Source organism: Streptomyces sp. DF42 (assembly GCF_058267695.1).
On sequence record NZ_CM177859.1, the window covers coordinates 6,000,383 to 6,025,399 of the forward strand.

A 25,017-nucleotide genomic window follows, 5' to 3' on the forward strand; every position below is an offset into this window, starting at 1 on the left:
TCGTCCTCAAGCGCCGGACGGGCTGGGGAGAGCAGGCCGGCCCGGGATGAGTGCCGCGACCTGGAAGGGTGCCGCCCTCTGGAAGGGCGGCTTCCTACGCGCCCAGTTCCTCCGCCATCAACGCCCGCAACCGCAAGGTCGTGACCAGGCGTTGGAACGCCTCCGCCCAATAGCCCCCCGCGCCGGGCGACGCGTCCTCCGGTTCGTCCGGTATCGCCAGGAGGCCGTCGAGGCGGCTCGCCTCGCCGGGGTCGAGACAGCGCTCCGCCAGGCCCATCACTCCGCTGAAACTCCATGGGTAACTTCCCGCGTCCCGCGCGATGTCGAGTGCGTCCACCACCGCCCGCCCCAGCGGCGCGGTCCAGGGCACCGAGCACACCCCGAGCAGCTGAAAGGCCTCGGACAGACCATGGGTCGCGATGAACCCGGCCACCCAGTCGGCCCGTTCGGCGGCGCCGAGTGTGCCGAGCAGCTTGGCGCGCTCGGCCAGCGACACCGCGCCCGGGCCGCCGGCCTCCGGGGCGGAGGGCGCCCCGAGCAGCGCCCGGGCCCACTCGGGCTCCCGCTGCCGCACGGCGGCCCGGCACCATGCCGCGTGCAGCTCGCCCTGCCAGTCGTCCGTCACCGGCAGTGCCACGATCTGCCGGGGCATACGCCCACCGAGCCGCACGGACCACGTCCCGAGCGGGGTCGCCTCCACCAACTGGCCGAACCACCACGACCGTTCACCCCGTCCTGCCGGAGCCTTGGCCACGACACCGTCGCGTTCCATGCTCGCGTCGCACTCGTGCGGAGCCTCGACGGTGATCGTCGGCGTGTCCCCCGTGGGGTCCACGGCCACACACGCAGCGGCCCTGACGGCCATGCGGGCGGCGAGCGCCGAACCCGTCAGCGCGGAGAGCAGCTCGGCCGCCGTCGCCCGCACATTGCGGCTGCGGTCCGCCAGCGCCTGTTCCAGGAAGGGCTCGTCCTGCGGGCCGAGTCCCACGCGCAGCGAGTCGAGGAACATCAGACGGTCCTCGGCCCGCTCCGTCGACCAGGTCGTCGTGAGCAGTTCACGCGCGGCGGCGGGCTCGCGGGCGCGTATGCCGGACAGAAGCGCGACGCGCTCGGCGAACAGGCCCTCCTCCCACAGGCGTCGGGTCTGCTCCGTGTCCTCGGGGTGCGGCAGGGCGGTCCCTCCGCCCGGCGTCGCGCGCAGGGCGAACTTCCAGTCCGGGTTCAGCCGGGCCAGCCAAACGGCCCGCGGTCCCGCGAACGTCAGCGCCGCCGGCCGCAGGTCCGTACGCCCACGGGCCGCGTCCAGCAGCGCGGGCAGCGCCTGCGGAGGCGCCGCGAAGCCACGGGCGTTCGCCGTCGCAAGCCACTGGGGCAGCAGCTCCATGAGGTCCGGAGCCGTGCCCCGGCGGCCGCCGCCCGTGCCGGGACGGTCGGTGAGCAGCAGCGAGAGCCTGCGGGCCGCCGCGGCGGGCAGTGCGGGGCGCGCGTCGTCGGAAGCCGGTTCCGGCCGCCCGGCCGCCCGCGCGGGACACAGCCCGGCCCGTCGCCGTACGGTCTCCGCGGCCGCCGCATCGAGCAGTACCACCGGTGCTTCCCGCCCCGGTGCACCGCCCGGCGGGGTGCGCCGCTCCGTCCCGAGCAGCGCCACCGTGACGAGCTCCTCCCAGACGCCAGGGGCGGGCTCATCCACAGGCGTGGACGTCCTGTTCATACGGTTCCTTTCGCTGGGCTGCGCAGGGTTGCTCGGTCGAGGACCGCTGGGCTGCTGAGGCATGGACGGAGGGTGAGGAAGAGGCGGTGGGGTGCGATGGGCCGGGTCAGCACAGCTGCACCGTCTCTCCCGCTTCCTCCGGCCAGGCCGTCAGCGGTGTGAAGCCACGGTGGCCGCACTCGCCGAAGACCCTGACCGGGGCGCCGCCCGAGAGGGCCACCAGACGCCACAGGCCGGGCCGGGCACGGACGGCGGGGGTCAGTGGCAGCGCCGCGTCCTCGTCGGCGTCCGCGAGCTGCCATGCGTCGCCGTCCGGGATCGGTATGACCCGGTCCAGCGTGACCGGGACGGAGTCCAGCCACGGGTCGGCCCGCAGTGCCTCGCCGTAGCGGGCGGCCGCCTGGGCCGTCGTCACTCCCGGCGGCCGCGTCTGCGCCGGAGCCGGCGGTGCGAACCGCTCGCCCAGGGCCGCGCGCAGCTGCCCCGCGCCCGGATAGGCGGACACCTCGGCGTCCAGGGCCAGCCCGACGGGCAGCGCGAGCTCCGGGGCGCGGCCCGCGGCGCCGTAGGAGAGGAGCAGCGCGGTGCGGTCCGAGTCGGCGCCGTGGAGCCAGATCCGGCGGGTGGTCAGGCGTGAGTCCGCCGTGTCGTACTGGGCGAGGACCAGCCAGCGGTCCCTGAGCGGCGGGCCGTCCGCCGTGCCGGGCAGGCCGACGCGGGAACGGACCGTCGCCGCCAGACCGTCCGGCAACTGCTCGCGGTGCAGCCAGCCCTGGTCCAGGAGATGGAGCAACGCGCACTCCTCCAGCAGACGCAGCGGCCAGCCGGGCCCGGACGACGGGATCGCCCCCAACTCCCGCACCCGCGCGGCCAGTCCCGGTGCCTGGGCGTCGACCATGCGGGCCGCAGTCTCCTCCCACAGCCCGTACCCCGCCTGCTCCGCGCTCGCGAGACCGCCGCGCAGCAGATCCGCCAGGCGCTGCTCCAGCTCGGTCGCGCCGGCGGTGATCCGCTCGGCCCGGCGCTCCGCCCGGCGCCGCGCGGCCTCCGCATCACCGGATCCGGAAGAGAAACCGGGCGTCCCCGCCGCCTGCTTCTGTCCGGTGCGCTGCCTTCTCCCCTCCATCCACTGCTCAGCCCAGTCCGGCACCTGCCCCCGCGGCACCGCGTCGTCCCCGCCCGCCCAGAGCAGCAGTAGGCCCAGAGCGTGCTTGCACGGGAACTTGCGGCTCGGACAACTGCACTTGTACGCGGGACCCGCCGCGTCCGCGATGTCGACGACCGTCTGATACGGCTTGCTGCCACTGCCCTTGCACAGCCCCCACACCGCCCCCTCGTCGGAACTCCCCGTCTCGGACCACGGCCCCGCCGCACCGAGTTTGCTGCCCGCCTTGCGTGACGCGGCGTCAGGCGCCAGTGCCAGCACCTGATCCGCGCTCCAGCGCACCCCCTGCTGAGTCATGACATCGAAGGTAGATCCCCCCACTGACAATCGGCCTGGCGAGCGCGTTTGCCCAGGTCGGAACGCATTGTCAGTGGCGTGGTGCACGGTTGGTGACAGATCCGAACCGGCCGAGCTGGAGGGGGCCTCAGCCATGTCTGTGTCCGTGGAGTCCGTGGAACCGACGACCGTCGAAGCAGCCCAAGTACGCGCGAAGGAGCCGGCCGAGGCGCTGCGACCGCACGCCGAGAACGCCTTCGCCGGTGAACTCGCCGCGCTCGCCGAGCAGGACGACCGCCCGCGCCCGGCCCGCTGGCGGCTGTCGCCGTGGGCGGTGGCGATGTACCTGCTCGGCGGCACCCTGCCGGACGGCACGGTGATCACGCCGAAGTACGTGGGCCCGCGCCGCATCGTCGAGGTCGCCGTCACGACACTCGCCACCGATCGTGCCCTGCTCCTGCTCGGCGTGCCCGGCACCGCCAAGACCTGGGTGTCCGAGCATCTGGCCGCGGCGGTGAGCGGCGACTCGACGCTGCTCGTGCAGGGCACGGCGGGCACGCCGGAGGAGGCGATCCGCTACGGCTGGAACTACGCGCAGTTGCTCGCCATCGGCCCGAGCCGCGACGCCCTCGTGCCCAGCCCGGTCATGCGGGCCATGGCGGAGGGGATGACGGCGCGGGTGGAGGAGCTGACCCGTATCCCGGCCGACGTGCAGGACACCCTGATCACGATCCTCTCCGAGAAGACGCTGCCGATATCGGAGTTGGGACAGGAGGTACAGGCGGTCCGCGGCTTCAACCTGATCGCCACGGCCAACGACCGCGACCGCGGGGTCAACGACCTCTCCAGCGCCCTGCGCCGCCGCTTCAACACCGTGGTGCTGCCGCTGCCCGAGAGCGTCGAGGCGGAGGTCGACATCGTCGCGCGCCGCGTCGACCAGATGGGCCGCTCCCTCGACCTGCCGGCCGTGCCCGAGGGCGTCGACGAGATCCGCCGTGTCGTGACCGTCTTCCGTGAGCTGCGCGACGGGATCACGTCCGACGGCCGTACGAAGGTCAAGTCGCCGAGCGGCACGTTGTCGACGGCGGAGGCGATCTCCGTCGTCACCAGCGGGCTCGCGCTGGCCGCTCACTTCGGCGACGGCGTGCTGCGGGCCGGCGACGTCGCCGCGGGCATCCTCGGCGCCGTCGTCCGCGACCCGGCGGCCGACCGCGTCATCTGGCAGGAGTACCTGGAGGCGGTCGTCCGCGAGCGCGACGGCTGGAAGGACTTCTACCGGGCCTGCCGGGAGGTGAGCGCGTGAACGACCTGGGGTGGGGTCGCACGGGCGGAAGCAAGCAGCCGGGTGGAGAAGAGGGATCGGGCGGCTCCGTGTCCACGGCGTACGAGGGCGGCATGCGGGGGTTGCGATGGCGAGGGGGGACGGTGTGACAGGGGCTGAGAGGGGCGGGAGCGGCGCTGCCGGGGAGGGGCCGCTGTTGCTCGGCGTACGGCATCACGGGCCCGGCTCGGCACGCGCGGTGCGGGCGGCGCTCGACGCGGCCCGGCCGCGGGCCGTCCTCGTCGAAGGGCCGCCCGAAGCAGACGCGTTGATCCCGCTGGCCGCCGAGGAGGACATGCGGCCGCCGGTCGCCCTCCTCGCCCACGCCGTGGACGAGCCCGGTCGTTCGGCCTTCTGGCCGCTCGCCGAGTTCTCCCCGGAGTGGGTCGCGATCCGGTGGGCCCTGCGGCACGAAATTCCGGCACGCTTCATCGACCTGCCCGCCACGCACACGCTGGCCTGGGAGAAGGGCGAGGGGGAGGAGCTCGGGAAGGACACGGGCGCCGGGGCCGGGGGTGAGGACGACGCCGATTCGGCCGCGGACGGCGGAGCCGGCACGGACGCCGACGTCCGAGTCGACCCCCTCGCCGTGCTCTCCGAAGCCGCCGGTCATGACGATCCCGAGCGGTGGTGGGAGGACGTCGTCGAGCACCGGGGAGCCGGCGAGGGGGATGCGTTCGCGCCCTTCGTCGTGCTCGAGGAGGCCATGGCGGCACTGCGCGAGGTGTACGGCAGCGGAGGGCACGACCGGGATCTCGTGCGGGAGGCGCACATGCGGCTCCAGATGCGGGCCGCGCAGCGGGAGTTCGGGGACGCGGTGGCCGTCGTGTGCGGGGCCTGGCACGTGCCCGCGCTGCGGGAGAAGACGGCCGTCGCCGCGGACCGGGCGCTGCTCAAGGGACTGCCCAAGGTCAAGGCGGACATGACGTGGGTGCCATGGACGCACCGGAGGCTGTCGCGGGTCAGCGGATACGGGGCGGGGATCGACTCGCCGGGTTGGTACGGGCACCTGTTCGCCGCCCCGGACCGGCCGGTCGAGCGGTGGATGACCAAGGTGGCGGGACTGCTGCGCGAAGAGGACCGGATCGTGTCCCCGGCGCACGTCATCGAGGCGGTGCGGCTGGCCGAGACGCTCGCCGCGATGCGGGGCCGCCCGTTGCCGGGACTCGGCGAGACGACCGACGCCGTGCGCGCAGTGATGTGCGAGGGCTCGGACGTGCCACTGGCGCTGGTGCACGACCGGCTGGTCGTCGGGGATGTGCCGGGGGAGGTCCCGCAGGCCGCGCCCGCCGTGCCGCTGCAGCGGGACCTGGACCGGATCCAGCGCAGGCTGCGGCTCAAACCGGAGGCACTGGAGCGGGAGTTGGAGCTCGATCTGCGCAAGGAGACCGATGCCGGGCGCAGCAGGCTGCTGCACCGACTCCGGCTCCTGGGCGTCGGGTGGGGCGAATCGGTGGCCTCGCGGGGGAGTACGGGCACGTTCCGGGAGACGTGGCGGCTGCGCTGGGAGCCGGAGCTGTCCGTGCGGGTGGCGGAGGCCGGAGTGTGGGGTACGACGGTGCTCGCCGCGGCGACGGCCAAGGCCGAGGCGGACGCCGTCGCCGCACAGGCGCTGGCCGACGTCACCGGGCTCGCCGAGCGCTGCCTGCTGGCAGAACTCCCGGCAGCGCTGCCCGTGGTGATGCAGGTCCTCGCGGACCGGGCGGCCCTCGACACGGACGTCGGCCACCTCGCGCAGGCCCTGCCGGCCCTGGTCCGCTCCCTGCGGTACGGCGATGTGCGCGGCACGGACACCGGGGCGCTGGCGGGCGTCGCGGCGGGTCTCGCCGAGCGGATATTCGTCGGCCTGCCGCCGGCCTGTGCGGCCCTGGACGCGGACGCGGCCGAGGAGATACGACGCCATGTGGACGCGGTGCACGGGGCGGTGGGGCTCCTGGGCGAGGCGCCCGCGCCAGAACACCGCGATCTGCGCGGCCGCTGGCACTCGGTCCTGCGCGTGCTGTCCGTCCGGGACACCGTGCCCGGTGTGGTCCGAGGGCGGGCCGTGCGGTTGCTGCTGGACGACGGGGAGTTGGGGCAGGACGACGCGGCGCGGCTCATGGGGCTCGTGCTGTCGCCGGGGACGCCGCCGCGGGACGCGGCCGCGTGGATCGAGGGCTTCGTCGGCGGAGGGTCCGGCGGCGGGATGCTCCTCGTCCATGACGAGCGCCTGCTCGGGCTGGTGGACGCATGGCTGACCGGGGTGCCGGCGGAGGCGTTCACGGACGTACTGCCCCTGCTGCGGCGGACGTTCTCGGTGTATGAGCCGGGCGTGCGCAGAACGCTGGGCGAACTGGTCCGGCGCGGACCGGGGGAGCGGGGGAGTGTGACGGCCGCCGGCTCCGGCATACCCGGCTTCGCGGCCGACCTCGACCTCGGGCGCGCGGAGGCCGTGCTGCCGGTGGTCCGGCTGCTGCTCGGCATCGCGGAACCCGGTGGCCCGACGGAATCGGAAGAGCACGTCGACAACGACCTTGCGGGGGTGGCGGGATGACAAAGGACCGACTGGCAAAGGACCGACTGGCAAAGGACCGACTGACGGAATCGCGCGAGGACATCGGCGCGGCGGCCGTCGGCAGGAACAGCAACAGCTACATGGGGGGAGTCAAGGACCACCGCCCCACAGCGGTCGCCGTCGCCGTCATGCCGCTCTGGGACCGGCCCCGCGCGGGGGCGTGCCGATGACCACCGAGGCGATGGACCCGGCGCGGGAGCGGCTGCGGCGCTGGCGGCTCGTGCTCGGGGGCGACGCGGCCGACGGCACAGGCTGCGCACTGTCCGGGCGGGACGCCCAAATGGACGGGGCGCTGGCCGCGCTGTACGGAAGGGCGGACAAGCAGGGACAGACAGGCCGGGACCGTTCGGCGGGGCTCGGGGCGTCGGCGCCGTCCGTGGCCCGCTGGCTCGGGGACATCCGGACGTACTTCCCCTCCTCCGTCGTCCAGGTCATGCAGCGTGACGCCATCGACCGGCTCGGGCTGTCCACGCTGTTGCTGGAGCCGGAGATGCTGGAGGCGGTGGAGGCCGACGTGCACCTCGTCGGCACGCTGCTCTCCCTCAACAAGGCCATGCCCGAGACGACGAAGGAGACGGCACGGGCCGTCGTGCGCAAGGTCGTCGAGGACCTGGAGAAGCGGCTCGCCGCCCGCACCCGGGCCACCCTCACCGGCGCCCTCGACCGCAGTGCCCGGATCAACCGGCCGCGCCACCACGACATCGACTGGAGCCGCACCATCGCGGCCAACCTCAAGCACTACCTGCCCGAGTACCGAACGATCGTGCCGGAGCGGCTCATCGGGTACGGACGGGCGTCCCAGTCCACGAAGAAGGAGGTCATCCTCTGTATCGACCAGTCGGGATCCATGGCGGCATCGGTCGTGTACGCATCGGTGTTCGGAGCGGTGCTCGCCTCGATGCGGACGATCTCCACGCGACTCGTCGTCTTCGACACGGCGGTCGTCGACCTCACCGACCAGCTCGACGACCCGGTGGACGTGCTGTTCGGCACACAGTTGGGCGGCGGTACGGACATCAACCGGGCGCTCGCCTACTGCCAGTCGCAGATCACCCGGCCCGCGGAGACGGTGGTCGTGCTCATCAGCGATCTCTACGAGGGCGGGATACGGAACGAGATGCTCAAGCGGGTCGCCGCGATGAAGGCGTCAGGAGTGCAGTTCGTGACGCTGCTCGCGCTCTCGGACGAAGGGGCGCCCGCCTACGACCGGGAGCACGCGGCCGCACTCGCCGCGCTGGGGGCACCGGCGTTCGCCTGCACACCCGATCTCTTCCCGGAGGTGATGGCGGCGGCGATCGAGAAGCGGCCACTGCCGATACCGGACACGGCTTGAGCGGACACGGCTTGAGCGGGCACAGCTTGCGCCCGGGCGCTGCGTGCGCGGGCACGGCATGACGACCGGCCGGGCAGCGGGCGTTCGCTGACGATTTGTCGACCCGTCACCGTCCGAATCCGACCAGCAAAACGGACATGGCTACCCATCGGTAATAGGGGGCTTGCGCAACCTTGGGAGTGCCGTGCGAGGATCGACGCCTCATCAGCGGTGCGCCGCACTCGGCTCACCCGTACCGCGTCGCGCCGACCTGTAGCCCGTTACGCCTCGGCATGTGCAATCCGTTCCGTAGCACGGAGGACCCGCCCCCTTGAACTGGCCAGCAGCCTTGCCCGGTGCCGCTCTGCGCGTCATGCGCACGGCGGCCGGACGGCGTGCGCTGCAAGTGGTCGTGCTGGTGGGCGGGTTGCTCGCACTCGGGTTCCTCTGCGGGGAACAGGCACACGCCGCTGAGGAGGCGCCGGCCGTCACCTCGTCCGAGGTCGCGCCTGCCGCCCCGGCGGACGGCGTCGGGTCGTTGACGAGCGGCGCGGCGACCACGGCCACCACTGTGACCACGGCCGGCCGACTGGCGGACAAGGCGGCCGCACCCGAGGTGCGCCCCGCGCCGCCCGCCGCCGAGCCAACGCCTCACACTCCGGCCAAGCCGTTCCCGGACACTCCGGCCCAGCTCAAGCCCACCTCCGTCACATCCGCCTCCCTCACCTCCGCCTCCACTTCGAACTCCGCGCCTGCGTTGGCAGAGCCCTCCGTCCAGCTTGTGAAGTCCGTGGGCGAGAGAGTCGTGCAGCCGGTCGGTGGACTGGTGGAGGCCGTGCCCGCAGGGCTGGGTGAAGTGACGGCGCAGATGCCGCCGTTGTCATCGTTGCCCGCGCTGCCGACGCTGCCAGGCCCGCCTTCCCTGCGCTCGTTGGCCCGTTTCCCCGCGCAGCCGGGCCGGATACTTCCCGCGCCGTTCGCGCACGTGCCGCAGCCGGGTGCCGCGGGCACGGTGACCGAAGGGGCCGTCGACGACAGGCGCTCCGCGGCGGCGGGCGCGAGCGGCGCGGCGTACGGGCCACGGCTCACCGTCGGAGCCACCACTGCCGGCGCCACCGCACACGGCGACGGGCAGCGGGCCGCCGGTGCCGGTCACGCCCCGGCCCATCAGGCGCCCGACGGCGACCCGACCCGTGCGCTGGGCAACCAGTCCGCCGTGAACAACGGCGCGTCGAGGCACGGTGACGCACACGCCGTCGCCCTGAACCACCGGACCCCCCTGCGGCTCCTGCCCGGCACCGCCGCTCACGCGGACGCGGCCGGCACCAGGGACAGGCACCGGGACATCCCCGTCTTCCCCGGCTAGAGCAGACCCTTCCCCCGCCACAGACCTGCCGCGCGGGGGCGGAACAGGTCTGCCCGCCCGTCCGGACACCCCTCCGTTCTCCGGACGGAAGCCGCCGAATTCGCTGGTCACCGGTCCCGATTGCCCGGACCGCGACTGCGAACGGCGCCGGAAATGCCCCAAGCCTTTCGAAGAAGCACCGGAACCCTCTGGGCCTCCCCGAGGTCGCGGAGAGCCGGCGTTTCCAGGGATCTAAGGATCTGACGCACGCATGAACAAGAACATCCGTCGCTCCATCGTCATAGCCGCCGGGGTCACCGGCGCGTGGGCGCTCGGCTCCGCCGTCGCCAGCGCCGACGAACTGCCCGCCTCCGCCCTGTCCGTGTCCGACGCGACCTCCGACACCGACGCCGACAGCACGCTCGGCACCGTCACGGGCGCGCTCACCGACACGGTCGACGGCGTCGTCACCACCGTCCAGGACGCGGCCGTCCACGACACCGCGGCCAAGGCAACCGCCCCGGTCGCCGACGCCGTCACCGGAGCCGTCGGCAGCGCCGAGAGGACGACGCCCGGCGGCGCCGTCGAGCAGGCCCGCAACTATGTCGACGCCAAGGTCTCCGTCCCCCAGGCCGCCAACAACCCGTCCAAGGTCCGCGGCGCCGCCGCCATCCAGGGCGCCAAGGCCGCCCGCGCCGCCCAGACCCATGCGCAGGCCACGGCCCGGACCACCGTCTCCGACACGACCACCCCCACCCGGGGTGAGGTCGACTACCTCTTCGGCCCCCTCGCCGCCTTCGCACCGGAACTTGAGCAGGCCCTCGCGGCCGCCCAGACGAAGCTCCAGGCCGTGCAGTCGGCGACCCGCACCACCGACGCCGTCCAGGGCACCGCGCGGACCACGGCGACCGGCGCCCGGGGCCGTGCCGCCGACGTGACCGCCACCGCGCAGGGCGAGGCCGGTGCCGTCACCGGTGCCGCCCGGGCCACCGTCGCCGCGGTCCCGAGCCAGGTCACGGGCACGGTCGGCGGGGTCGAGCAGAGGGCCCTCGGCACCGTCAGGAGCGTGCCCGGCACGGTCACGCCGATCGTCGACGAGACCGTCGCGGATGCCGCCCCGCCGCTCGCGACCAGTGCCGTGTACGGCGTGACGCCGGTGGCCGGCCAGGCCGCGGCGGGCGTCGTCCCGGTCGCCGGGCAGGCCGTCGCCGGGGTCGGGCCCGTCGTCGCTCACGCGCTGGACGGCGTGGTGCCGGTCGCCGGTCACGCCCTGTACGGCGTGACGCCCGTGGCCGGGGGTGCGGTGTCAGGGGTCGCGCAGACCGCCGGGCACGCGGTCGGTACGGCGACGGCGCTGGCGTACGGGGCCGTGGCCGACGTACAGCCGGTCGCGGCCGGTGCCGTCCAGGGCGCGCAGCCGGTCGCCACGGGCGCCGTGCAGGGCGTGACGCCCGTCGCGGGCGGTGCGGTCTCCGGTGTGCGGTCAGTGTCGGGCGGTGCGGTGGATGGAGTGGTGCCGGTCGCGGGCGGGGTCGTCGCGGACGTGCCGCCGTACGCCACCGGCCTGGTCGGTCAGGTCCTCGACGACGCCACGGGCACCGTGCTGCCGCCCGTCGCGCACACGGCCGTGGACGGCGTGCTGCCGGTCGCCGGACACGCCGTGACGGACGCGGGTGGGCTGGCGTACGGCGTCGCGGGTGACGTCCGGCCGTTCGCCGGCGGGGTCGCCGAGGCCGCGGTGCCGCTCGCGTACGGCCTGGCCGGTGACGGGACCGAGCCGGCGTACGGCGTCACGGGCCAGGTGCCGCAGTTCGCGCAGGGCGTCACCGGTTCCGTACAGCCCGTCGTGGACACCGTCACCGAGGCCGTCCGCCCGGTCGTGGGGGGCGTCGGCGGCAGTACGACGACGCTCGCGTACGGCGTCGCGGGCGACGTCACCCCCTTCGCGTACGGCGTCGTCGGCGACGTCGACCCGTTCGCCCACGGTGTCGCGGGCCGGGTCGCCCCCTTCGCCGACGACCTGACCGGCACCGTCCGCTCCACCGCCGGCCCGCTCGCAGGCCACGCCCTCACCGGCGTCGAGGGCGTCGGCCACTCACTCACGCCGGGCTATGCGCACGACGTGATGAACGCACAGGACGTGAGGGACGTGCAGAACATGCAGAACATGCAGAACGTGCAGTACGGCACCCCGTACAGCATCTGATCGCCCGCCATCGGCGGCGCACGCGCTCAGTGCGCCGCACGACCGACTCCGCGAGGTCGAAGGTCCCGGACGGCCGAATGCCGTCGGTCTCGTCCGACCGAAACCCCGCGGAACGGGCCGGCCGGTCCCCATTGGGGTGGGGATCGTGCTCGCCCACAGCCCTCTGAGCGGCCCGTTCGGGTCCTCGGGGGTGTGAAAAGGGGCCTCACCGGGTCAACCCCAGCCCGGTGAGGCCCTTCCCCTTGCCCCCCGTCTTGCCCCGGTCCTGTCCCATCCCGTGCCCCCTTCGGCCCGCGCCCCTTACCCTTCAGGGGCCTCACATTCGGCACACCGTGCCAGTGAGCGCGGCATCATGTGACAGGTATCACCGCTCAGGTGTGACGCTCGATTTAGGGGCCTCCTGCAAGCAGAGATAACCTGCCAGACGGACATGCCGCGCGCTCGGTCACCGTGTGCGCCCCCCTTGTGACACATGCGGACGTCACGTTGCCCTTCGCGGCACGCCCACGCATCCAACGAACCGCGAGATCACTGATAGGGACGGAAGCGCGTGGACCTGTTCGAGTACCAGGCGAGGGACCTCTTCGCCAAGCACGATGTACCGGTGCTGGCCGGTGAAGTCATCGACACGCCTGAGGCGGCCCGCGCAGCCACCGAGCGCCTCGGTGGCAAGTCTGTCGTCAAGGCCCAGGTGAAGGTCGGCGGCCGAGGCAAGGCCGGTGGCGTGAAGCTCGCCGCCACCACCGACGAGGCGGTCGAGCACGCGACCAACATCCTCGGCATGGACATCAAGGGCCACACGGTCCACAAGGTGATGATCGCCGAGACGGCCCCGGAGATCCTGGAGGAGTACTACGTCTCCTTCCTCCTCGACCGTGCCAACCGCACCTTCCTCTCCATCGCGTCCGTCGAGGGCGGCATGGAGATCGAGGAGGTGGCGGAGACCCGCCCCGAGGCCGTCGCCAAGACGCCGATCGACGCCAACGAGGGCGTGACCCCCGAGAAGGCCCGCGAGATCGTCGAGGCCGCGAACTTCCCGGCCGAGGTCGCCGACAAGGTCGCGAACGTCCTGGTCACCCTGTGGAAGACCTTCGTCGAGGAGGACGCTCTCCTCGTCGAGGTCAACCCGCTGGCCAAGGTCGCCTCCGGTGACGTCATCGCCCTGGACGGCAAGGTCTCCCTGGACGAGAACGCCGAGTTCCGTCAGCCGGAGCACGAGGCCCTCCAGGACAAGGACTCCGCGAACCCGCTGGAGGCCGCCGCCAAGGAGAAGAACCTCAACTACGTCAAGCTCGACGGCGAGGTCGGCATCATCGGCAACGGCGCGGGTCTCGTCATGAGCACCCTGGACGTCGTCGCGTACGCCGGTGAGGCGCACGGTGGCGTCAAGCCCGCCAACTTCCTCGACATCGGCGGCGGCGCCTCCGCGGCCGTCATGGCGAACGGCCTGGAGATCATCCTCGGCGACCCGGACGTCAAGTCCGTGTTCGTCAACGTCTTCGGCGGCATCACCGCGTGCGACGAGGTCGCCAACGGCATCGTGCAGGCGCTGCAGCTGCTCGCGGACAGGGGCGAGGAAGTCACCAAGCCCCTCGTCGTCCGCCTCGACGGCAACAACGCCGAGCTGGGTCGCAAGATCCTCTCCGACGCCAACCACCCGCTGGTGCAGCGCGTGGACACCATGGACGGCGCGGCCGACAAGGCCGCCGAGCTCGCGGCTGCGAAGTAAGGGAAGAGGGACAGACACAGCCATGGCTATCTTCCTCACCAAGGACAGCAAGGTCATCGTCCAGGGCATGACCGGCTCCACGGGCATGAAGCACACCAAGCTCATGCTGGCCGACGGCACGAACATCGTCGGTGGCGTCAACCCGCGCAAGGCGGGCACCACGGTCGACGTCGACGGCACCGAGATCCCGGTCTTCGGCACGGTCGCCGAGGCGATCGAGAAGACGGGCGCCAACGTATCCGTCCTCTTCGTGCCGCCGGCCTTCGCCAAGGCCGCCGTGGTCGAGGCGATCGACGCCGAGATCCCCCTCGCCGTCGTCATCACCGAGGGCATCGCGGTCCACGACTCGGCCGCGTTCTACGCGTACGCCGGTTCCAAGGGCAACAAGACCCGGATCATCGGCCCGAACTGCCCCGGTCTCATCACGCCGGGCCAGTCGAACGCCGGCATCATCCCGGGTGACATCACCAAGCCGGGCCGCATCGGCCTGGTCTCGAAGTCCGGCACGCTGACGTACCAGATGATGTACGAGCTGCGTGACATCGGCTTCTCCTCCGCCGTCGGCATCGGTGGTGACCCGATCATCGGCACCACGCACATCGACGCGCTCGCCGCGTTCGAGGCCGACCCCGACACCGACCTGATCGTCATGATCGGTGAGATCGGTGGCGACGCCGAGGAGCGGGCCGCGGCCTTCATCAAGGAGAACGTGTCGAAGCCGGTCGTCGGCTACGTCGCGGGCTTCACCGCGCCCGAGGGCAAGACCATGGGCCACGCCGGCGCCATCGTCTCCGGCTCCTCCGGCACGGCCGCCGCCAAGAAGGAGGCCCTCGAGGCCGCCGGCGTCAAGGTCGGCAAGACGCCGACCGAGACGGCGAAGCTGGCTCGCGAGATCCTCGCCGGCTGAACGGCAGCTTCCTGACTGAGCGTTGACGGGCCCGCTCCCCTCGAAGGGGGGCGGGCCCATCGGCATAAGGAACAACCAGCGCACCAGCGAGCTCGCCAACTGGCCAACTGGCCAACTGGCCAACTGGCCAACTCGTGAACTCGTGAACTTGCGACGAGTATCAATTCATCAGCGGAACGAGCCGTTCCGGCCCGTGCGCCGTCGCCGTCCGCAGCTTCCTGCGCAGTTCCGCCTGTGCCTCCGACAGCGCACCCTGGGCCACCCGCGGCGGAACTCCCCGTACCTGCGCGCCCGGAGCGACCGGGGGCTCGTAGTGCGTCGGGGCCGTTCGCACGGTGAGCGCCGTCGTCCCGATCAGGGCCACCGTGAAGGCGATGGCGGCCCGTGTCCAGAAGCGCGCCCGGCGTTCGCCGCCCGTCCGCACCGCCGGGGGTCTGGCCGCGCGCAGCAGCTCCGTGGAGGCCACCTCGGCCAGGCGGCGATGGAGCACGGCGGGGTCGGCGAGTTCCGGCAGGCGCGCGGCGATCACCTCGCGCGCGTGCAGCAGCCGGCCGGCCGTCGCCGGTGTGCTCGCCTCCGCCTCGGCCGCGGTCTCCGGCAGATCGAGGCCGACACCGTCGTACAGCAGCAGCGCCCGGCGGTGAGGCGACGGGAGTTTCAGGAGTACGTCCAGCAGCGCGCGATCGGCCGCGTCGGGGGGCGGCGGCTCGGGGTGCCGGTAGCGGGGGCGGAAGCGGTGCCAGGGGGAGAGCGCGTACTCGTACGCCGTCGCCCGCACCCACCCCGCCGGGTCCCGGTCGACCGCCACCTCGGGCCAGCGCTGCCAGGCGAGTTGGAAGGCCCGCTCGACCGCCTCGCGGGCCAACTCGCGCCGCCCGGTGAGCACGTAGGCCTGCCGTACGAGGGCAGGGGCACAGAACGCGTACAGCGCGTCGAAGGCCTGCGCGGGAGTCAGGGGAGCGGCGGCCGGCGCGGGATCCACGGCCGACGGCTGCTTCTCCGGACTCACCGTCACCTCGGGGCCGGTCCGGGAGAGTTCGGCCAGGAGTGCCGCGTAGGCCTTGCGCTTGCGGCCGCGCGGTGCCGTGCGTCCGCTCTCCCATGAGGCCACGGCCCTGCCGGGGATACCGAGCCGCTTGGCGACCTGATCCTGCGTCAGTGAGCCCGCCTCGCGCAGGCGTCGGCGTTCCGTGGGCGGCGGCAGCGGGCTCGCTGGGTTCGGCGTCACGGGGCACCCTTACGTACGAAAAAGTACATAAACGTATATTGGGCGACACTTCGGAGGTTTGCCTGTTACGACGAGAAAGCGCGTGTCGTTGGGAGCATGGCGGGCGTGACCCAGATGACCGCTCGCCGACCTCCCCTGTCGTCCCTGCCGACCCGGATGCGCGACCGCTCGCCCGGCCTCGGCGCCGGCCTCGTGGGCGGTGTGCTGGCCGCCGGGCTGGGGCTCGGGTCGCTCGCCGTTCTCGTGGTGGTGCTGTGGATCAGCTCGCCGTATCCCGACAGCGGGCCCGGGGCGGCGCTGCACGTCGCCGCGGCGCTCTGGCTGCTGGCGCACGGCGCCGAACTGGTCCGCACCGACACGCTCTCCGGTGCCCCCGCGCCGGTGGGCATCACACCGCTGCTGCTGCTCGCCCTGCCGATGTGGCTGGTGCACCGGGCGGCGCGGGACGCGGTGGACGGCGGCGCGGAGGACGAACCGCTCGGTTCCGGTCGTGCGGCCTGGGTGGGTGTCGTCCTCGGCTACCTCGGCGTCGGCGCGGCCGCCGCCCTGTACGCGTCCGGCGGGGAGCTGCGGCCCTCGTGGGAACGGACCGCGGTGTGCCCGCCGCTGCTCGTGATGGCCGCGGCAGGAGCGGGAGTGTGGACGGCGTACGGGCACCCGCGCGAGGCGATCGTCGGCCTCCTGAAGCTGCTGCCGCCAGGGATGCGGCGCTGGGCCCTGCGGTCGGCGGGGCTACGGCGCTGGGTCCCGCGGTCGGACGCCCGCGCCCGCCTGGCTGTCGCGGTGCGGGCCGCGGGCGCGGGCACGGCGGCGCTCGTCGGGGGCGGGTCGGTGCTGCTGGCGGTCTCACTGGTGTGGCACGGCGAGGCGGCGCGAGGAACCTTCCTGCAGCTCACGGAGGGCTGGTCGGGCCGTTTCGCCGTCCTGGTCCTGTGCCTCCTGCTGGTGCCGAACGCGGCCGTGTGGAGCGCGGCCTACGCCCTCGGACCGGGCTTCGTGCTGGGCGCGGGGCATGTGGTGGGGCCGCTGTCCGCGGCGCCGGCTCCCCTGCTGCCGGCGTTTCCGCTGCTGGCCGCAGTACCGGAGGCGGGGGCCGGAACGTGGCCGAACTGGCTCGCGGGAGTCGCCCCGCTGACGGCCGCGCTGACCGTCGGGTGGTTCGTGGGCAGGGCGGACCACCCCGGCGCCGGGCGGACCGCCGCACTGGCGGCGCTGTTCTGCGCGGCCGGTACGGCCGTTCTCGCGGGGCTGGCGGGCGGACGGCTCGGAGTCCACGCGCTGGCCCGGTTCGGGCCGGTGTGGTGGGCGACGGGCGGTGCGGCGCTCGTATGGACCGCGGCCGTGGCGATTCCGACGGCACTGGGTCTACGGGCGTGGCGCTGCCGCAAGCGGAAGGTGGCCGAGGAGAGCGGGCGGCAGAAGACCGGGGAGGCGAAGACCGGGGGGCCGAAGACCGGCGGGGCGAGGACCGGGGGGCCTAAGACAGGGGAGCTGAGAAGCGTGGAGTCGATGAGCAGGGAAGCGAAGAACGCGGAACCGAAGAACGCGGTGCCGAAGAGCACCCAACCGAAGAACGCGGAGCTGAAGGGCGCGAAGTCGAAGGAGCCGCAGGTCGTGGGGTCGAAGATCGCGGGACCGAGGATCGGGGAGCCGGCATCGCGGACGCCGAAGGGCGGGCGCCGGGGCCGGGTCCGGCGGGCGGTGGCCTCGATCGGAGAGTGGTTCGGGATCGGGAAGGGCCCCGGCCAGGAGGAGGTGGTGGCGTCGGCAGCGACGGGTACGCCGTCCGTGCCCTACGACCAGGGCGATATGTACGGCCCGCTGCCCGACCGGGACAACGCCATGTACGCGCCGTACGACTTCCTGCCCGTCGAACCGCTCCCCGAGCCGTCGACCCCGTGGCGCGACGACGTCACCCGGGAGGCCCGCTGGGCGGCCCTGAAGAGCGCCTCCGAGCTGCCCCGGACGCCGGACGTGCCGGATGCGCCGCCCACTGCGGATGTGCCGGACGAACCGACAACGCCCGAAGGACCCGCGATGCCCGACGCACGGCCCGCAGAGTGAACGCCGACCGGTGCCGCCCCGCTGTCCGTCAGCCGTTCGTCCCCAGCACTCCCCGCAGCTCCTTCGGCAGCAGCTGGGTGCAGGACTGCTTCGCCTGGTTGGTGAGGGCGTCGTTCGTGCAGGAGTAGTAGTCGCTGTAGACCAGGTGGGCCGTGAAGGTCGCGGCGACCAGGGCGATGGCCAGGGAGGCGGTGACCAGACCGGTCACCGCCGCCGTCGTCTGGGGGCGGGCGGGCGGAGTGCCCGTGGGCTCGGGCGTGTCCGGCTTGGTGTGCAGGCTGCTGATGCCCCAGTACAGGGCGAGGGCACCCAGCAGCAGGGCCACGTACGGCCAGCTGAAGAGGGCGAAGAAGAAGGCCCACATGCCGCTCAGCAGGGCGTAGCGGGCGCGGCGCTGGGAAGCGTCCGTCGGGTCCCAGCGCATGCCCGACCCCGGGGTGTTGCCGCCCTGGCCCTCGGGGCCGGGGGACGGCGGACGGCCGGGCCGCTCGCCGAATCCGCCGGGGGAGCGGCCCGGCTGGCGGTCGCTCCACTGGCTGCCCCAGGGGGAGTCGGGGTCACCCGATCCGTCGTCGCTCTCCCCGTCTGCCGGGCGGCGCGGCCGCCACGGGCGGTCCGGGCTGCCCTCCGGCGGCGGCGCGAAGGGGTTGTCGTCCTGGGCGCCACCACTCTGCTCGTCGCCGGACTTCTTGTCCGAGGGAGCATCGGGAGGCGAGGCGGGCCGCTCCCGCAGCAGGACGGCGCCACGCTTCCCTCCCCGCGCGGACTGCGGAGGGAGTCTGAGGAGTCGCAGGCTGCGGTCCGACATCAAGTGAGCGTCTTCCCCTAGGAGATACGGCGATGATCAGGCGTTCGTACGGCTGGCTTTCGTGACCCGTCACTTCGGAAACGCACAGCACGACGACCACGTTCCCGCCCGGGCCCTCCCAGACGCTACCTTCCGGCCACGCCCCCGTCCCGTGGGGGCCGTCCGGAGTGCCGGTATCGTTGCTGGCGGTCGGCCGCTTCGTAGACTTCCCCGTATCCCGGGGCGTGATGCATTCGGACGAATGTACAAAGCGCCGGCCGCTGGTAGAACGCTCCCCCCGAGAAAGGGCCCCACCGTGGCCGCCAAGCCCGTGGTCAAGCGCCTCGTCGTGCTGGTTTCCGGATCCGGAACCAATCTGCAGGCGCTCCTCGACGAGATCGCGGCCCACGGCACCGAGGCCTACGGCGCCGAGATCGTGGCCGTCGGCGCCGACCGCGAGGGCATCGAGGGGCTCGCGCGCGCGGAGCGCGCAGGACTGCCGACCTTCGTGCGGAAGGTCAAGGACCACGACTCCCGCGAGGAGTGGGACGCGGCGCTGGCCGAGTCCGTCGCCGCGTACGAGCCCGACCTCGTCGTCTCCGCCGGCTTCATGAAGATCGTGGGGAAGGAGTTCCTCGCGCGCTTCGGCGGGCGGTTCGTGAACACCCACCCCGCCCTGCTGCCCAGTTTCCCGGGAGCCCACGGTGTGCGTGACGCGCTCGCGTACGGCGCCAAGGTCACCGGCTGCACCGTCCACTTCGTCGACGACGGCGTCGACACCGGACCGATCATCGCCCAGGGCGTGGTCGAGGTCCGGGACGAGGACGACGAGAGCGCTCTGCACGAGCGCATCAAGGAAGTCGAGCGAAGGCTGCTCGTCGAGGTCGTGGGGCGGCTCGCCCGCAACGGCCACCGCATTGAGGGACGAAAGGTAGTTATCCAGTGACCGCCACCGCCGAGAGCACGAAGCGGCCCATTCGCCGGGCGCTCGTCAGCGTCTACGACAAGACCGGACTGGAAGACCTCGCGCGCGGGCTGCACGAGGCCGGTGTCGAGCTCGTCTCCACCGGATCCACGGCCGGCCGTATCGCCGCCGCCGGTGTCCCCGTCACCAAGGTCGAGGAGCTGACCGGCTTCCCCGAGTGCCTGGACGGCCGGGTCAAGACCCTGCACCCCAAGGTGCACGCGGGCATCCTCGCCGACCTGCGGCTCGAGGACCACCGGCGTCAGCTCGCCGAGCTGGGCGTCGAGCCGTTCGACCTCGTCGTGGTCAACCTCTACCCGTTCCGCGAGACCGTCGCCTCCGGCGCCTCGCCCGACGAGTGCGTCGAGCAGATCGACATCGGCGGGCCGTCGATGGTCCGCGCGGCCGCCAAGAACCACCCGTCGGTCGCCGTCGTCACCAGCCCGGCGCGGTACGCGGACGTCCTCGGCGCGGTCGAGGGCGGCGGCTTCGACCTCGCCACCCGCAAGCGGCTGGCCGCGGAGGCCTTCCGGCACACGGCCGAGTACGACATCGCGGTGGCGAGCTGGTTCGCTAGCGCCTACGCCCCCGCGGACGCCTCGCAGTTCCCCGACTTCCTCGGCGCCACCCTGGAGCGCAAGAGCACCCTGCGCTACGGCGAGAACCCGCACCAGCCCGCCGCGCTCTACGTCGACGGCACCGGCGTCGGTCTCGCGGAGGCCGAGCAGCTGCACGGCAAGGAGATGTCGTACAACAACTACACGGACACGGACGCCGCCCGCCGTGCCGCGTACGACCACGACGAGCCGGCCGTCGCGATCATCAAGCACGCCAACCCCTGTGGCATCGCGGTCGGTTCGGACGTGGCCGAGGCGCACCGCAAGGCGCACGCGTGCGACCCGCTGTCCGCGTTCGGCGGCGTGATCGCGGTCAACCGCCCGGTGTCGAAGGAGATGGCGGAGCAGGTCGCGGAGATCTTCACCGAGGTCATCGTCGCGCCGGACTACGAGGACGGGGCCCTCGAAGCCCTCGCCAAGAAGAAGAACATCCGGGTGCTGAAGGCCGCGGCCGCGCCCTCCCACCCCGCCGAGGTCAAGCCCATCGACGGCGGTGCGCTCCTCCAGGTCACCGACCGCCTCCAGGCCGAGGGCGACGACCCGGCCAACTGGACGCTCGCGACCGGCGAGGCGCTCACCGCCGGCGAACTGGCCGAGCTCTCCTTCGCCTGGAAGGCCTGCCGCGCCGTCAAGTCCAACGCGATCCTCCTCGCCAAGGGCGGCGCCTCGGTCGGCGTCGGCATGGGCCAGGTCAACCGCGTCGACTCCGCGAAGCTCGCCGTCGAGCGGGCCGGCGCCGAGCGCGCACAGGGCTCGTACGCCGCCTCGGACGCGTTCTTCCCCTTCCCGGACGGCCTGGAGATCCTGGTCGAGGCCGGAGTCAAGGCCGTGGTCCAGCCGGGCGGTTCGGTCCGTGACGAACTGGTCGTGGAGGCCGCGAAGAAGGCGGGCGTCACGATGTACTTCACGGGGACGCGGCACTTCTTCCACTGACGCTCACCCCGCACGACCCCGCCTCATCCGCCCGTACGCGGTTCGCGCCGCGTACGGGCGGATGTGTGTCGGCGGGGGCGAGCAGCTCGCACCACACCGTCTTGCGGTCCGCTTCCTCTTCCCCACCCGTGCCGCGTAGCGGCACAGCAACGATCGAGAAGGCCAGAATCCTCGGGCCTCAGCCCGCCCGAGGAGCAAGTCAAAGCAACGACACCGCAGGCAAGTGCCTCGAAGTAGCCGACTCCCTCCCCGGCGCGATCCCCGTCCACGACTCCAAGAACCCCAAGGGCCCAGCCCTGGTGTTCCGCCACCAGGCCTGGGCCCTCTTCGTCAAGCCGCTCTGGGAGCGGGCGTCAGCAGTTCTTGCTTTGGACGTCCTTCCACACCTTGTTCGTGCCCGTGTACTTCTTGCCGTTGAAGTGGACGGACTTGCGGTTGGCCTCGGTCGGAACGCCGCTCGCCTTGTAGCGCTGCTCGTAGTGCAGGTGCGCCCAGTTGCCGCTGTTGCTTCCGGTGGCGCCGATTCGGCCGATCTTGGTCTTCGCGGTGACGGCGTCGCCCGCCTTGACGTACTTGTTGTACTTGTCCTTGAGATGGTAGTACGCCGTGTACCAGCCGCGGCCGTGGTTGACGATGATGACGTTGCCCGCGCCCCGGTCCCAGAAGGTGCGAGCCACCTTGCCCTTGAAGCCGGGGTACACCGCCTTGCCCGACGAGCCCGGGTTGCCCTTGGCCACGATGTCCACGGCCGGGTTGTGGCCGGAGTCGTAGGTATTGATCTGCCAGCGCGTGTTGCAGCCGAACGGCATCTGGAACTTGGGCTTGGCCGCCGCCGCGACCGCGTCGCCCGCACGGGTCGAGGTCGGTGCCGCCGTGGCCGTGGCGGCGGCCTCGACGCCGAGCGAGAGGACGATCGCGCCTGTCGCGAGTGCCACGGCCGTCCTGCGGCGTCGGTTCATGTCTGCTGTCTTCATGGATCTCCCCGTTGTCGCTCTTGTGTGCTTTGTTATTCTTCGTCCTTCTTTGTTGCGGACAGATCAAGCATCGGGCGGCGGCCGTGAACGCGGTACCTCGAATGTTGTAGGGCGACCGGTCAGCAGGCGTGCACCCACTCGTGAGAGCGGATCACCAGGCCGCCGGGATCTGGGAAATTGACCTTCTGGAGGGCCTGGAGGCAGCCGAACGGCTTCTTCCTGCCGGCCTCGCGGAAGAGCTTGACGTCGTCGTGCGGGTCCCCGGTGTAGCCGTTGTTGAAGGCCGACCTCGGCCTGGTGGCCTTCGCCCAGTCGCAGGTGATGATGCCGCCGATCCAGTCGTCGTCGTACTCGTACCAGGCGCACATCTCGCCCTGCCCGTCCGGCTCCGTGAAGAAGCAGACGTCGCCCTGGTCGCAGCGCGCGTACCCCTGTGGCGCGGGCTCGCGCAGGGTGAGAAGGCCGGCGGTGGCCAGCGACAGCGCCGTGACCGCCGCCAGCGAGACGAGAATGGCCGGATGCGGGCCGCGCCTCGGCTTCAGCCGGGGCAGCCGCGGGGAACGGGCGGCCCCGGCCGCGGCCTCGACCCGGCGCAGCAGGGCCTTCGCGGAGTGCGGGGCGCGGTCGGCGTGGGTGGGGGCGAGGCAGTCCGTGACGATCTGCCGCCAGGCGTCCGGGAGTTCCGGTGAGAGGCGGAGCTCGTCGCGGCCCTTGGCGTAGCACTGGACCGCTTCCCGGCGGGCGCCCGGGTTCGCCCCGGGGAACGGCAGGCAGCCGGTCAGCACCAGGTGGGCGATGATGCCGAAGGCCCAGATGTCCGCGGTGGGACGGGTCTGGTGCCCGCGCTCTCCCACCTCGGCCCACAGGAGTTCGGGCGGAGTGTAGTCGGAGGTGGTGAACGCGGGTGAGTAGGCGTGGGTGCCGTTCAGCTCGGAGGCCAGGTTGAAGTCGGCGAGTCGCACCGAACCGTCCGCCATCAGCAGCACGTTGGCGGGTTTGAGGTCGCCGTGGACCCAGCCCGCGTGATGCAGGTGGGCCACCCCCTCACAGATCTGGGCAACCAGGGACGGCCCTCCGGGGACGGCGACGGCACGGTCGGCGGGGCCGTTTCCCCGGTGTCGTAACCGGGCCGGCAGGTGGTCGAGCAGTTGGTCGAGCGAACCTTCGGCGCGTTCCAGTACGAGGACGGTGGCTCCGTCGAGGCCGGGGCGGGCGGGGTCGTCCACGGTCAGGGTCTCGTACATGCGGATGAGGCGTGGGCGCTGCAGCCTGCGCAGCAACTCGGTCTCCCGCTCGGCGAGTTCCTGCAGGTGGCGCAGTTGGCGTGGAGTCCGGGTGCCGGTGGGCAGGAACTTCAGCGCGGCCTCGGCCGGCAGGCCCTCGGCGGGTTCGGCGCACCGGGCTGCGTACACGCTGCCGAAGGCCCCGGACGCGATGGGGTCGCGCACCTTCCAGGCGCCGACGCGGTAACCCCGGGGAACCTGCACGGCGTACGGCGACGACTCGGCGCTCATCGGGCAGCGCCCCCGTTCCCGCTCAACAGGGCCAGATCGCCCTCCCGTACGAGATCGAAGCGCAGCGCCAGGGAGACCAGGCGCTCCTTCTTGCCGTTGAGGCGGGGGGCGCCGCCCGGCACTGTGTCCGGAGCCGGTTTGAGGCGCAGTTTGACCGCGAGGTAGTCGATGTTCCACGCCACCGACGTACGGGAGACCGCCGGCCACAGGGGACGCAGTTGCTCGACCAGTTCTTCGGCGGTCGGCAGCGGGGCGTGCGGCTCTCCGCGCAGACGCCTGGCGCACAGGGCAACCAGGACGTGGAAGTACCGCCTGCCGCGGTCGAGCGGGAACGCGCACGCGGTGGGCGCCCCGTCCCTCGGTCCGGTCCGGTCCAGGAAGTCGTGGCGCGGGGCCCAGACGTCGAAGCTCAGCAGTTCGCCCGAGGCGGGCAGGACCACGCGGGCGAACTCGAAGGGCACCGGGGCGTCGAGCCGGCCCGGCGCGACTTTGATGTGCTCGCCGGCGCCCTCCGGGTTCTCGACCACGTACGTCTGGGTGCTGCTCAGATTGCTGAGTCTCCAGTAGGCGCCCGCGGTCGTGATCTCTCCGGCCTCACGGGAGACACCCTCGTGCGCGATGGTCAGGTGCGGGCCGTTCGGTGGTGCGGTACGGCCGAACGGCAGGGAATCGCCCGGATCCAGGTGAATGTGATCGTCCGGACGAGTGCTGTGCACGGGCACGACGATGATGCTGTGCATGACTGCTTCCCCTCCCCGACAAGGAACTGGACGTCAGGGTAGGAAGGGAGCGCGCAGTTGCCACAAGTGCACGCAAAGACGGCGTGTCGTGTGCGAATGTGCAGGAGTTCTGCGATAAGCACCCGTGCGGCCTCCGGCCCTCCCCCGAGGGAGCCGGAGACCGCTGATTGTGGGTGGGTCGGTCAGCAGGGGCGCAGGGACCAGATCGGGTCCCAGGTGGCCGTGCCCGCCTGGTACGCCGTGGACGTCCAGCGGACGCTGCCGTCCTTGTTGAAGAACTTGGCGACGGTGCCGGGCGTCTGGTTGTTGGTGAACGGGCCGTCGCCGGTCCAGTTGGTGACGTCCCACGTCTGGCACTTGTAGAAGTCGAACTTGGTGCCCTTGACGATCATGCACAGGTGCCCGTAGCCACAGTCCAGGTCCTGCGCGCCGAGCTTGTTCTTCGGGGCGCGGGTGACGTTCAGGCCGTCGTACCTGACCTCGTTCGCGGAGACCTTCAGGGCCTTCGGGTGGCCGGCGAGTACCTGGTCGGCGGTCTGCTGGAGGCCGGTCACCCGGGTGCCGTCCGGCGAGTCGGCGGCGGTGGCCGCGACCGTCGAGCCGGCGAGCAGCGCGGTGGCCGCGACGAGAAGCGCGGCCGGTTTGATGATGCTCACTGTTGTTCCCCCAT

Annotated in this window: 19 protein-coding genes and 1 pseudogene; 12 read left to right on the forward strand and 8 right to left on the reverse strand. The window is 72.4% G+C overall.

The annotated features are described in order from the left end of the window. Positions 1-94: 94 nt before the first annotated feature. Entirely contained in the window at positions 95-1,711 is a 1,617-nt protein-coding gene (locus tag ACYUED_RS27620; RefSeq protein ID WP_491286094.1) for a DUF5691 domain-containing protein, read from the reverse strand. A 106-nt stretch (positions 1,712-1,817) separates the two neighbouring features. Continuing rightward, positions 1,818-3,173 (reverse strand): SWIM zinc finger family protein, encoded by a 1,356-nt coding sequence (locus ACYUED_RS27625; protein ID WP_491286096.1) that lies wholly within the window; start codon positions 3,171-3,173, stop codon positions 1,818-1,820. 133 nt (positions 3,174-3,306) lie between these two features. Between ACYUED_RS27625 and ACYUED_RS27630 the strand changes: the two genes are divergently transcribed. The 8 genes from ACYUED_RS27630 (at position 3,307) to sucD (ending at position 14,526) form a co-directional block, all read left to right on the forward strand. Continuing rightward, positions 3,307-4,455: an ATP-binding protein gene (locus ACYUED_RS27630; RefSeq protein ID WP_491286098.1), complete on the forward strand. Its 1,149-nt coding sequence runs from the start codon at positions 3,307-3,309 to the stop codon at positions 4,453-4,455. Positions 4,456-4,561: 106 nt separating this feature from the next. Beyond that, entirely contained in the window at positions 4,562-7,006 is a 2,445-nt protein-coding gene (locus tag ACYUED_RS27635) for a DUF5682 family protein (RefSeq protein ID WP_491286100.1), read from the forward strand. Continuing rightward, positions 7,003-7,197 carry a hypothetical protein gene (locus ACYUED_RS27640; protein ID WP_491286102.1) on the forward strand — a complete coding sequence of 65 codons (195 nt, stop codon included), beginning with the start codon at positions 7,003-7,005 and terminating at the stop codon, positions 7,195-7,197. The genes ACYUED_RS27635 and ACYUED_RS27640 overlap by 4 nt, the downstream gene beginning before the upstream one ends. Beyond that, a complete protein-coding gene (locus ACYUED_RS27645; protein WP_491286104.1) occupies positions 7,194-8,360 on the forward strand; it encodes a VWA domain-containing protein in 1,167 nt (388 codons plus the stop codon). The genes ACYUED_RS27640 and ACYUED_RS27645 overlap by 4 nt, the downstream gene beginning before the upstream one ends. 310 nt (positions 8,361-8,670) lie before the next feature. Continuing rightward, positions 8,671-9,705, forward strand: coding sequence for a hypothetical protein (locus ACYUED_RS27650; protein ID WP_491286106.1), 1,035 nt, complete (start codon positions 8,671-8,673; stop codon positions 9,703-9,705). Between the two features lie 250 nt (positions 9,706-9,955). Next, positions 9,956-11,890, forward strand: coding sequence for a hypothetical protein (locus ACYUED_RS27655; protein ID WP_491286108.1), 1,935 nt, complete (start codon positions 9,956-9,958; stop codon positions 11,888-11,890). A 550-nt stretch (positions 11,891-12,440) separates the two neighbouring features. Next, a complete protein-coding gene (gene sucC / locus ACYUED_RS27660) occupies positions 12,441-13,619 on the forward strand; it encodes an ADP-forming succinate--CoA ligase subunit beta (RefSeq protein WP_491286109.1) in 1,179 nt (392 codons plus the stop codon). Between the two features lie 22 nt (positions 13,620-13,641). Beyond that, complete coding sequence (sucD, locus tag ACYUED_RS27665; protein ID WP_491286111.1) at positions 13,642-14,526, forward strand: succinate--CoA ligase subunit alpha; 885 nt, start codon at positions 13,642-13,644, stop codon at positions 14,524-14,526. 160 nt (positions 14,527-14,686) lie between these two features. On the opposite strand, the gene ACYUED_RS27670 is transcribed toward sucD, so the two are convergent. Further along, positions 14,687-15,754 (reverse strand): helix-turn-helix domain-containing protein, encoded by a 1,068-nt coding sequence (locus tag ACYUED_RS27670; RefSeq protein WP_491286113.1) that lies wholly within the window; start codon positions 15,752-15,754, stop codon positions 14,687-14,689. Positions 15,755-15,850: 96 nt separating this feature from the next. On the opposite strand from ACYUED_RS27670, the gene ACYUED_RS27675 reads away from it, so the two are divergent. Further along, a complete protein-coding gene (locus tag ACYUED_RS27675; RefSeq protein WP_491286115.1) occupies positions 15,851-17,818 on the forward strand; it encodes a cell division protein PerM in 1,968 nt (655 codons plus the stop codon). Positions 17,819-17,846: 28 nt separating this feature from the next. Here the strand turns inward: ACYUED_RS27675 and ACYUED_RS27680 are convergent, their stop codons facing one another. Continuing rightward, on the reverse strand, positions 17,847-18,626 hold the full coding sequence (locus tag ACYUED_RS27680; protein WP_491286117.1) for a hypothetical protein: 780 nt from the start codon (positions 18,624-18,626) through the stop codon (positions 17,847-17,849). Positions 18,627-18,921: 295 nt separating this feature from the next. On the opposite strand from ACYUED_RS27680, the gene purN reads away from it, so the two are divergent. The 3 genes and pseudogenes from purN to ACYUED_RS27695 all read left to right on the forward strand — a co-directional run. Then, a complete protein-coding gene (gene purN / locus ACYUED_RS27685; RefSeq protein WP_491286119.1) occupies positions 18,922-19,551 on the forward strand; it encodes a phosphoribosylglycinamide formyltransferase in 630 nt (209 codons plus the stop codon). After that, a complete protein-coding gene (gene purH, locus ACYUED_RS27690; protein WP_491286121.1) occupies positions 19,548-21,119 on the forward strand; it encodes a bifunctional phosphoribosylaminoimidazolecarboxamide formyltransferase/IMP cyclohydrolase in 1,572 nt (523 codons plus the stop codon). The genes purN and purH overlap by 4 nt, the downstream gene beginning before the upstream one ends. Before the next feature lie 128 nt (positions 21,120-21,247). Next, positions 21,248-21,442, forward strand: a pseudogene (locus tag ACYUED_RS27695) (DUF397 domain-containing protein); the annotation flags it as partial. A gap of 30 nt (positions 21,443-21,472) precedes the next feature. Here the strand turns inward: ACYUED_RS27695 and ACYUED_RS27700 are convergent. The 4 genes from ACYUED_RS27700 to ACYUED_RS27715 form a co-directional block, all read right to left on the reverse strand. Further along, the gene (locus ACYUED_RS27700; protein WP_491286123.1) at positions 21,473-22,093 is read right to left on the reverse strand and encodes a M23 family metallopeptidase; all 621 of its coding nucleotides are present in this window, start codon (positions 22,091-22,093) and stop codon (positions 21,473-21,475) included. A 119-nt stretch (positions 22,094-22,212) separates the two neighbouring features. Then, the gene (locus tag ACYUED_RS27705; RefSeq protein ID WP_491286125.1) at positions 22,213-23,607 is read right to left on the reverse strand and encodes a protein kinase domain-containing protein; all 1,395 of its coding nucleotides are present in this window, start codon (positions 23,605-23,607) and stop codon (positions 22,213-22,215) included. Then, a complete protein-coding gene (locus ACYUED_RS27710; RefSeq protein ID WP_491286126.1) occupies positions 23,604-24,347 on the reverse strand; it encodes an FHA domain-containing protein in 744 nt (247 codons plus the stop codon). Before ACYUED_RS27710 ends, ACYUED_RS27705 begins: the two co-directional genes overlap by 4 nt. Positions 24,348-24,529: 182 nt before the next feature. After that, positions 24,530-25,003 carry a hypothetical protein gene (locus tag ACYUED_RS27715; protein ID WP_491286128.1) on the reverse strand — a complete coding sequence of 158 codons (474 nt, stop codon included), beginning with the start codon at positions 25,001-25,003 and terminating at the stop codon, positions 24,530-24,532. Positions 25,004-25,017 lie beyond the last annotated feature (14 nt).

Bases quoted from the DNA above. Each gene is read 5' to 3' on its own strand.
- ACYUED_RS27645 (WP_491286104.1), top strand. From the start codon at position 7,194: ATGACCACCGAGGCGATGGACCCGGCGCGGGAGCGGCTGCGGCGCTGG.
- ACYUED_RS27620 (WP_491286094.1), bottom strand. From the start codon at position 1,711: ATGAACAGGACGTCCACGCCTGTGGATGAGCCCGCCCCTGGCGTCTGG.
- ACYUED_RS27640 (WP_491286102.1), top strand. From the start codon at position 7,003: ATGACAAAGGACCGACTGGCAAAGGACCGACTGGCAAAGGACCGACTG.
- ACYUED_RS27635 (WP_491286100.1), top strand. From the start codon at position 4,562: ATGGCGAGGGGGGACGGTGTGACAGGGGCTGAGAGGGGCGGGAGCGGC.
- ACYUED_RS27710 (WP_491286126.1), bottom strand. From the start codon at position 24,347: ATGCACAGCATCATCGTCGTGCCCGTGCACAGCACTCGTCCGGACGAT.
- ACYUED_RS27705 (WP_491286125.1), bottom strand. From the start codon at position 23,607: ATGAGCGCCGAGTCGTCGCCGTACGCCGTGCAGGTTCCCCGGGGTTAC.
- ACYUED_RS27625 (WP_491286096.1), bottom strand. From the start codon at position 3,173: ATGACTCAGCAGGGGGTGCGCTGGAGCGCGGATCAGGTGCTGGCACTG.
- ACYUED_RS27655 (WP_491286108.1), top strand. From the start codon at position 9,956: ATGAACAAGAACATCCGTCGCTCCATCGTCATAGCCGCCGGGGTCACC.
- sucD (WP_491286111.1), top strand. From the start codon at position 13,642: ATGGCTATCTTCCTCACCAAGGACAGCAAGGTCATCGTCCAGGGCATG.
- ACYUED_RS27675 (WP_491286115.1), top strand. From the start codon at position 15,851: ATGGCGGGCGTGACCCAGATGACCGCTCGCCGACCTCCCCTGTCGTCC.
- ACYUED_RS27700 (WP_491286123.1), bottom strand. From the start codon at position 22,093: ATGAAGACAGCAGACATGAACCGACGCCGCAGGACGGCCGTGGCACTC.
- ACYUED_RS27630 (WP_491286098.1), top strand. From the start codon at position 3,307: ATGTCTGTGTCCGTGGAGTCCGTGGAACCGACGACCGTCGAAGCAGCC.
- ACYUED_RS27680 (WP_491286117.1), bottom strand. From the start codon at position 18,626: ATGTCGGACCGCAGCCTGCGACTCCTCAGACTCCCTCCGCAGTCCGCG.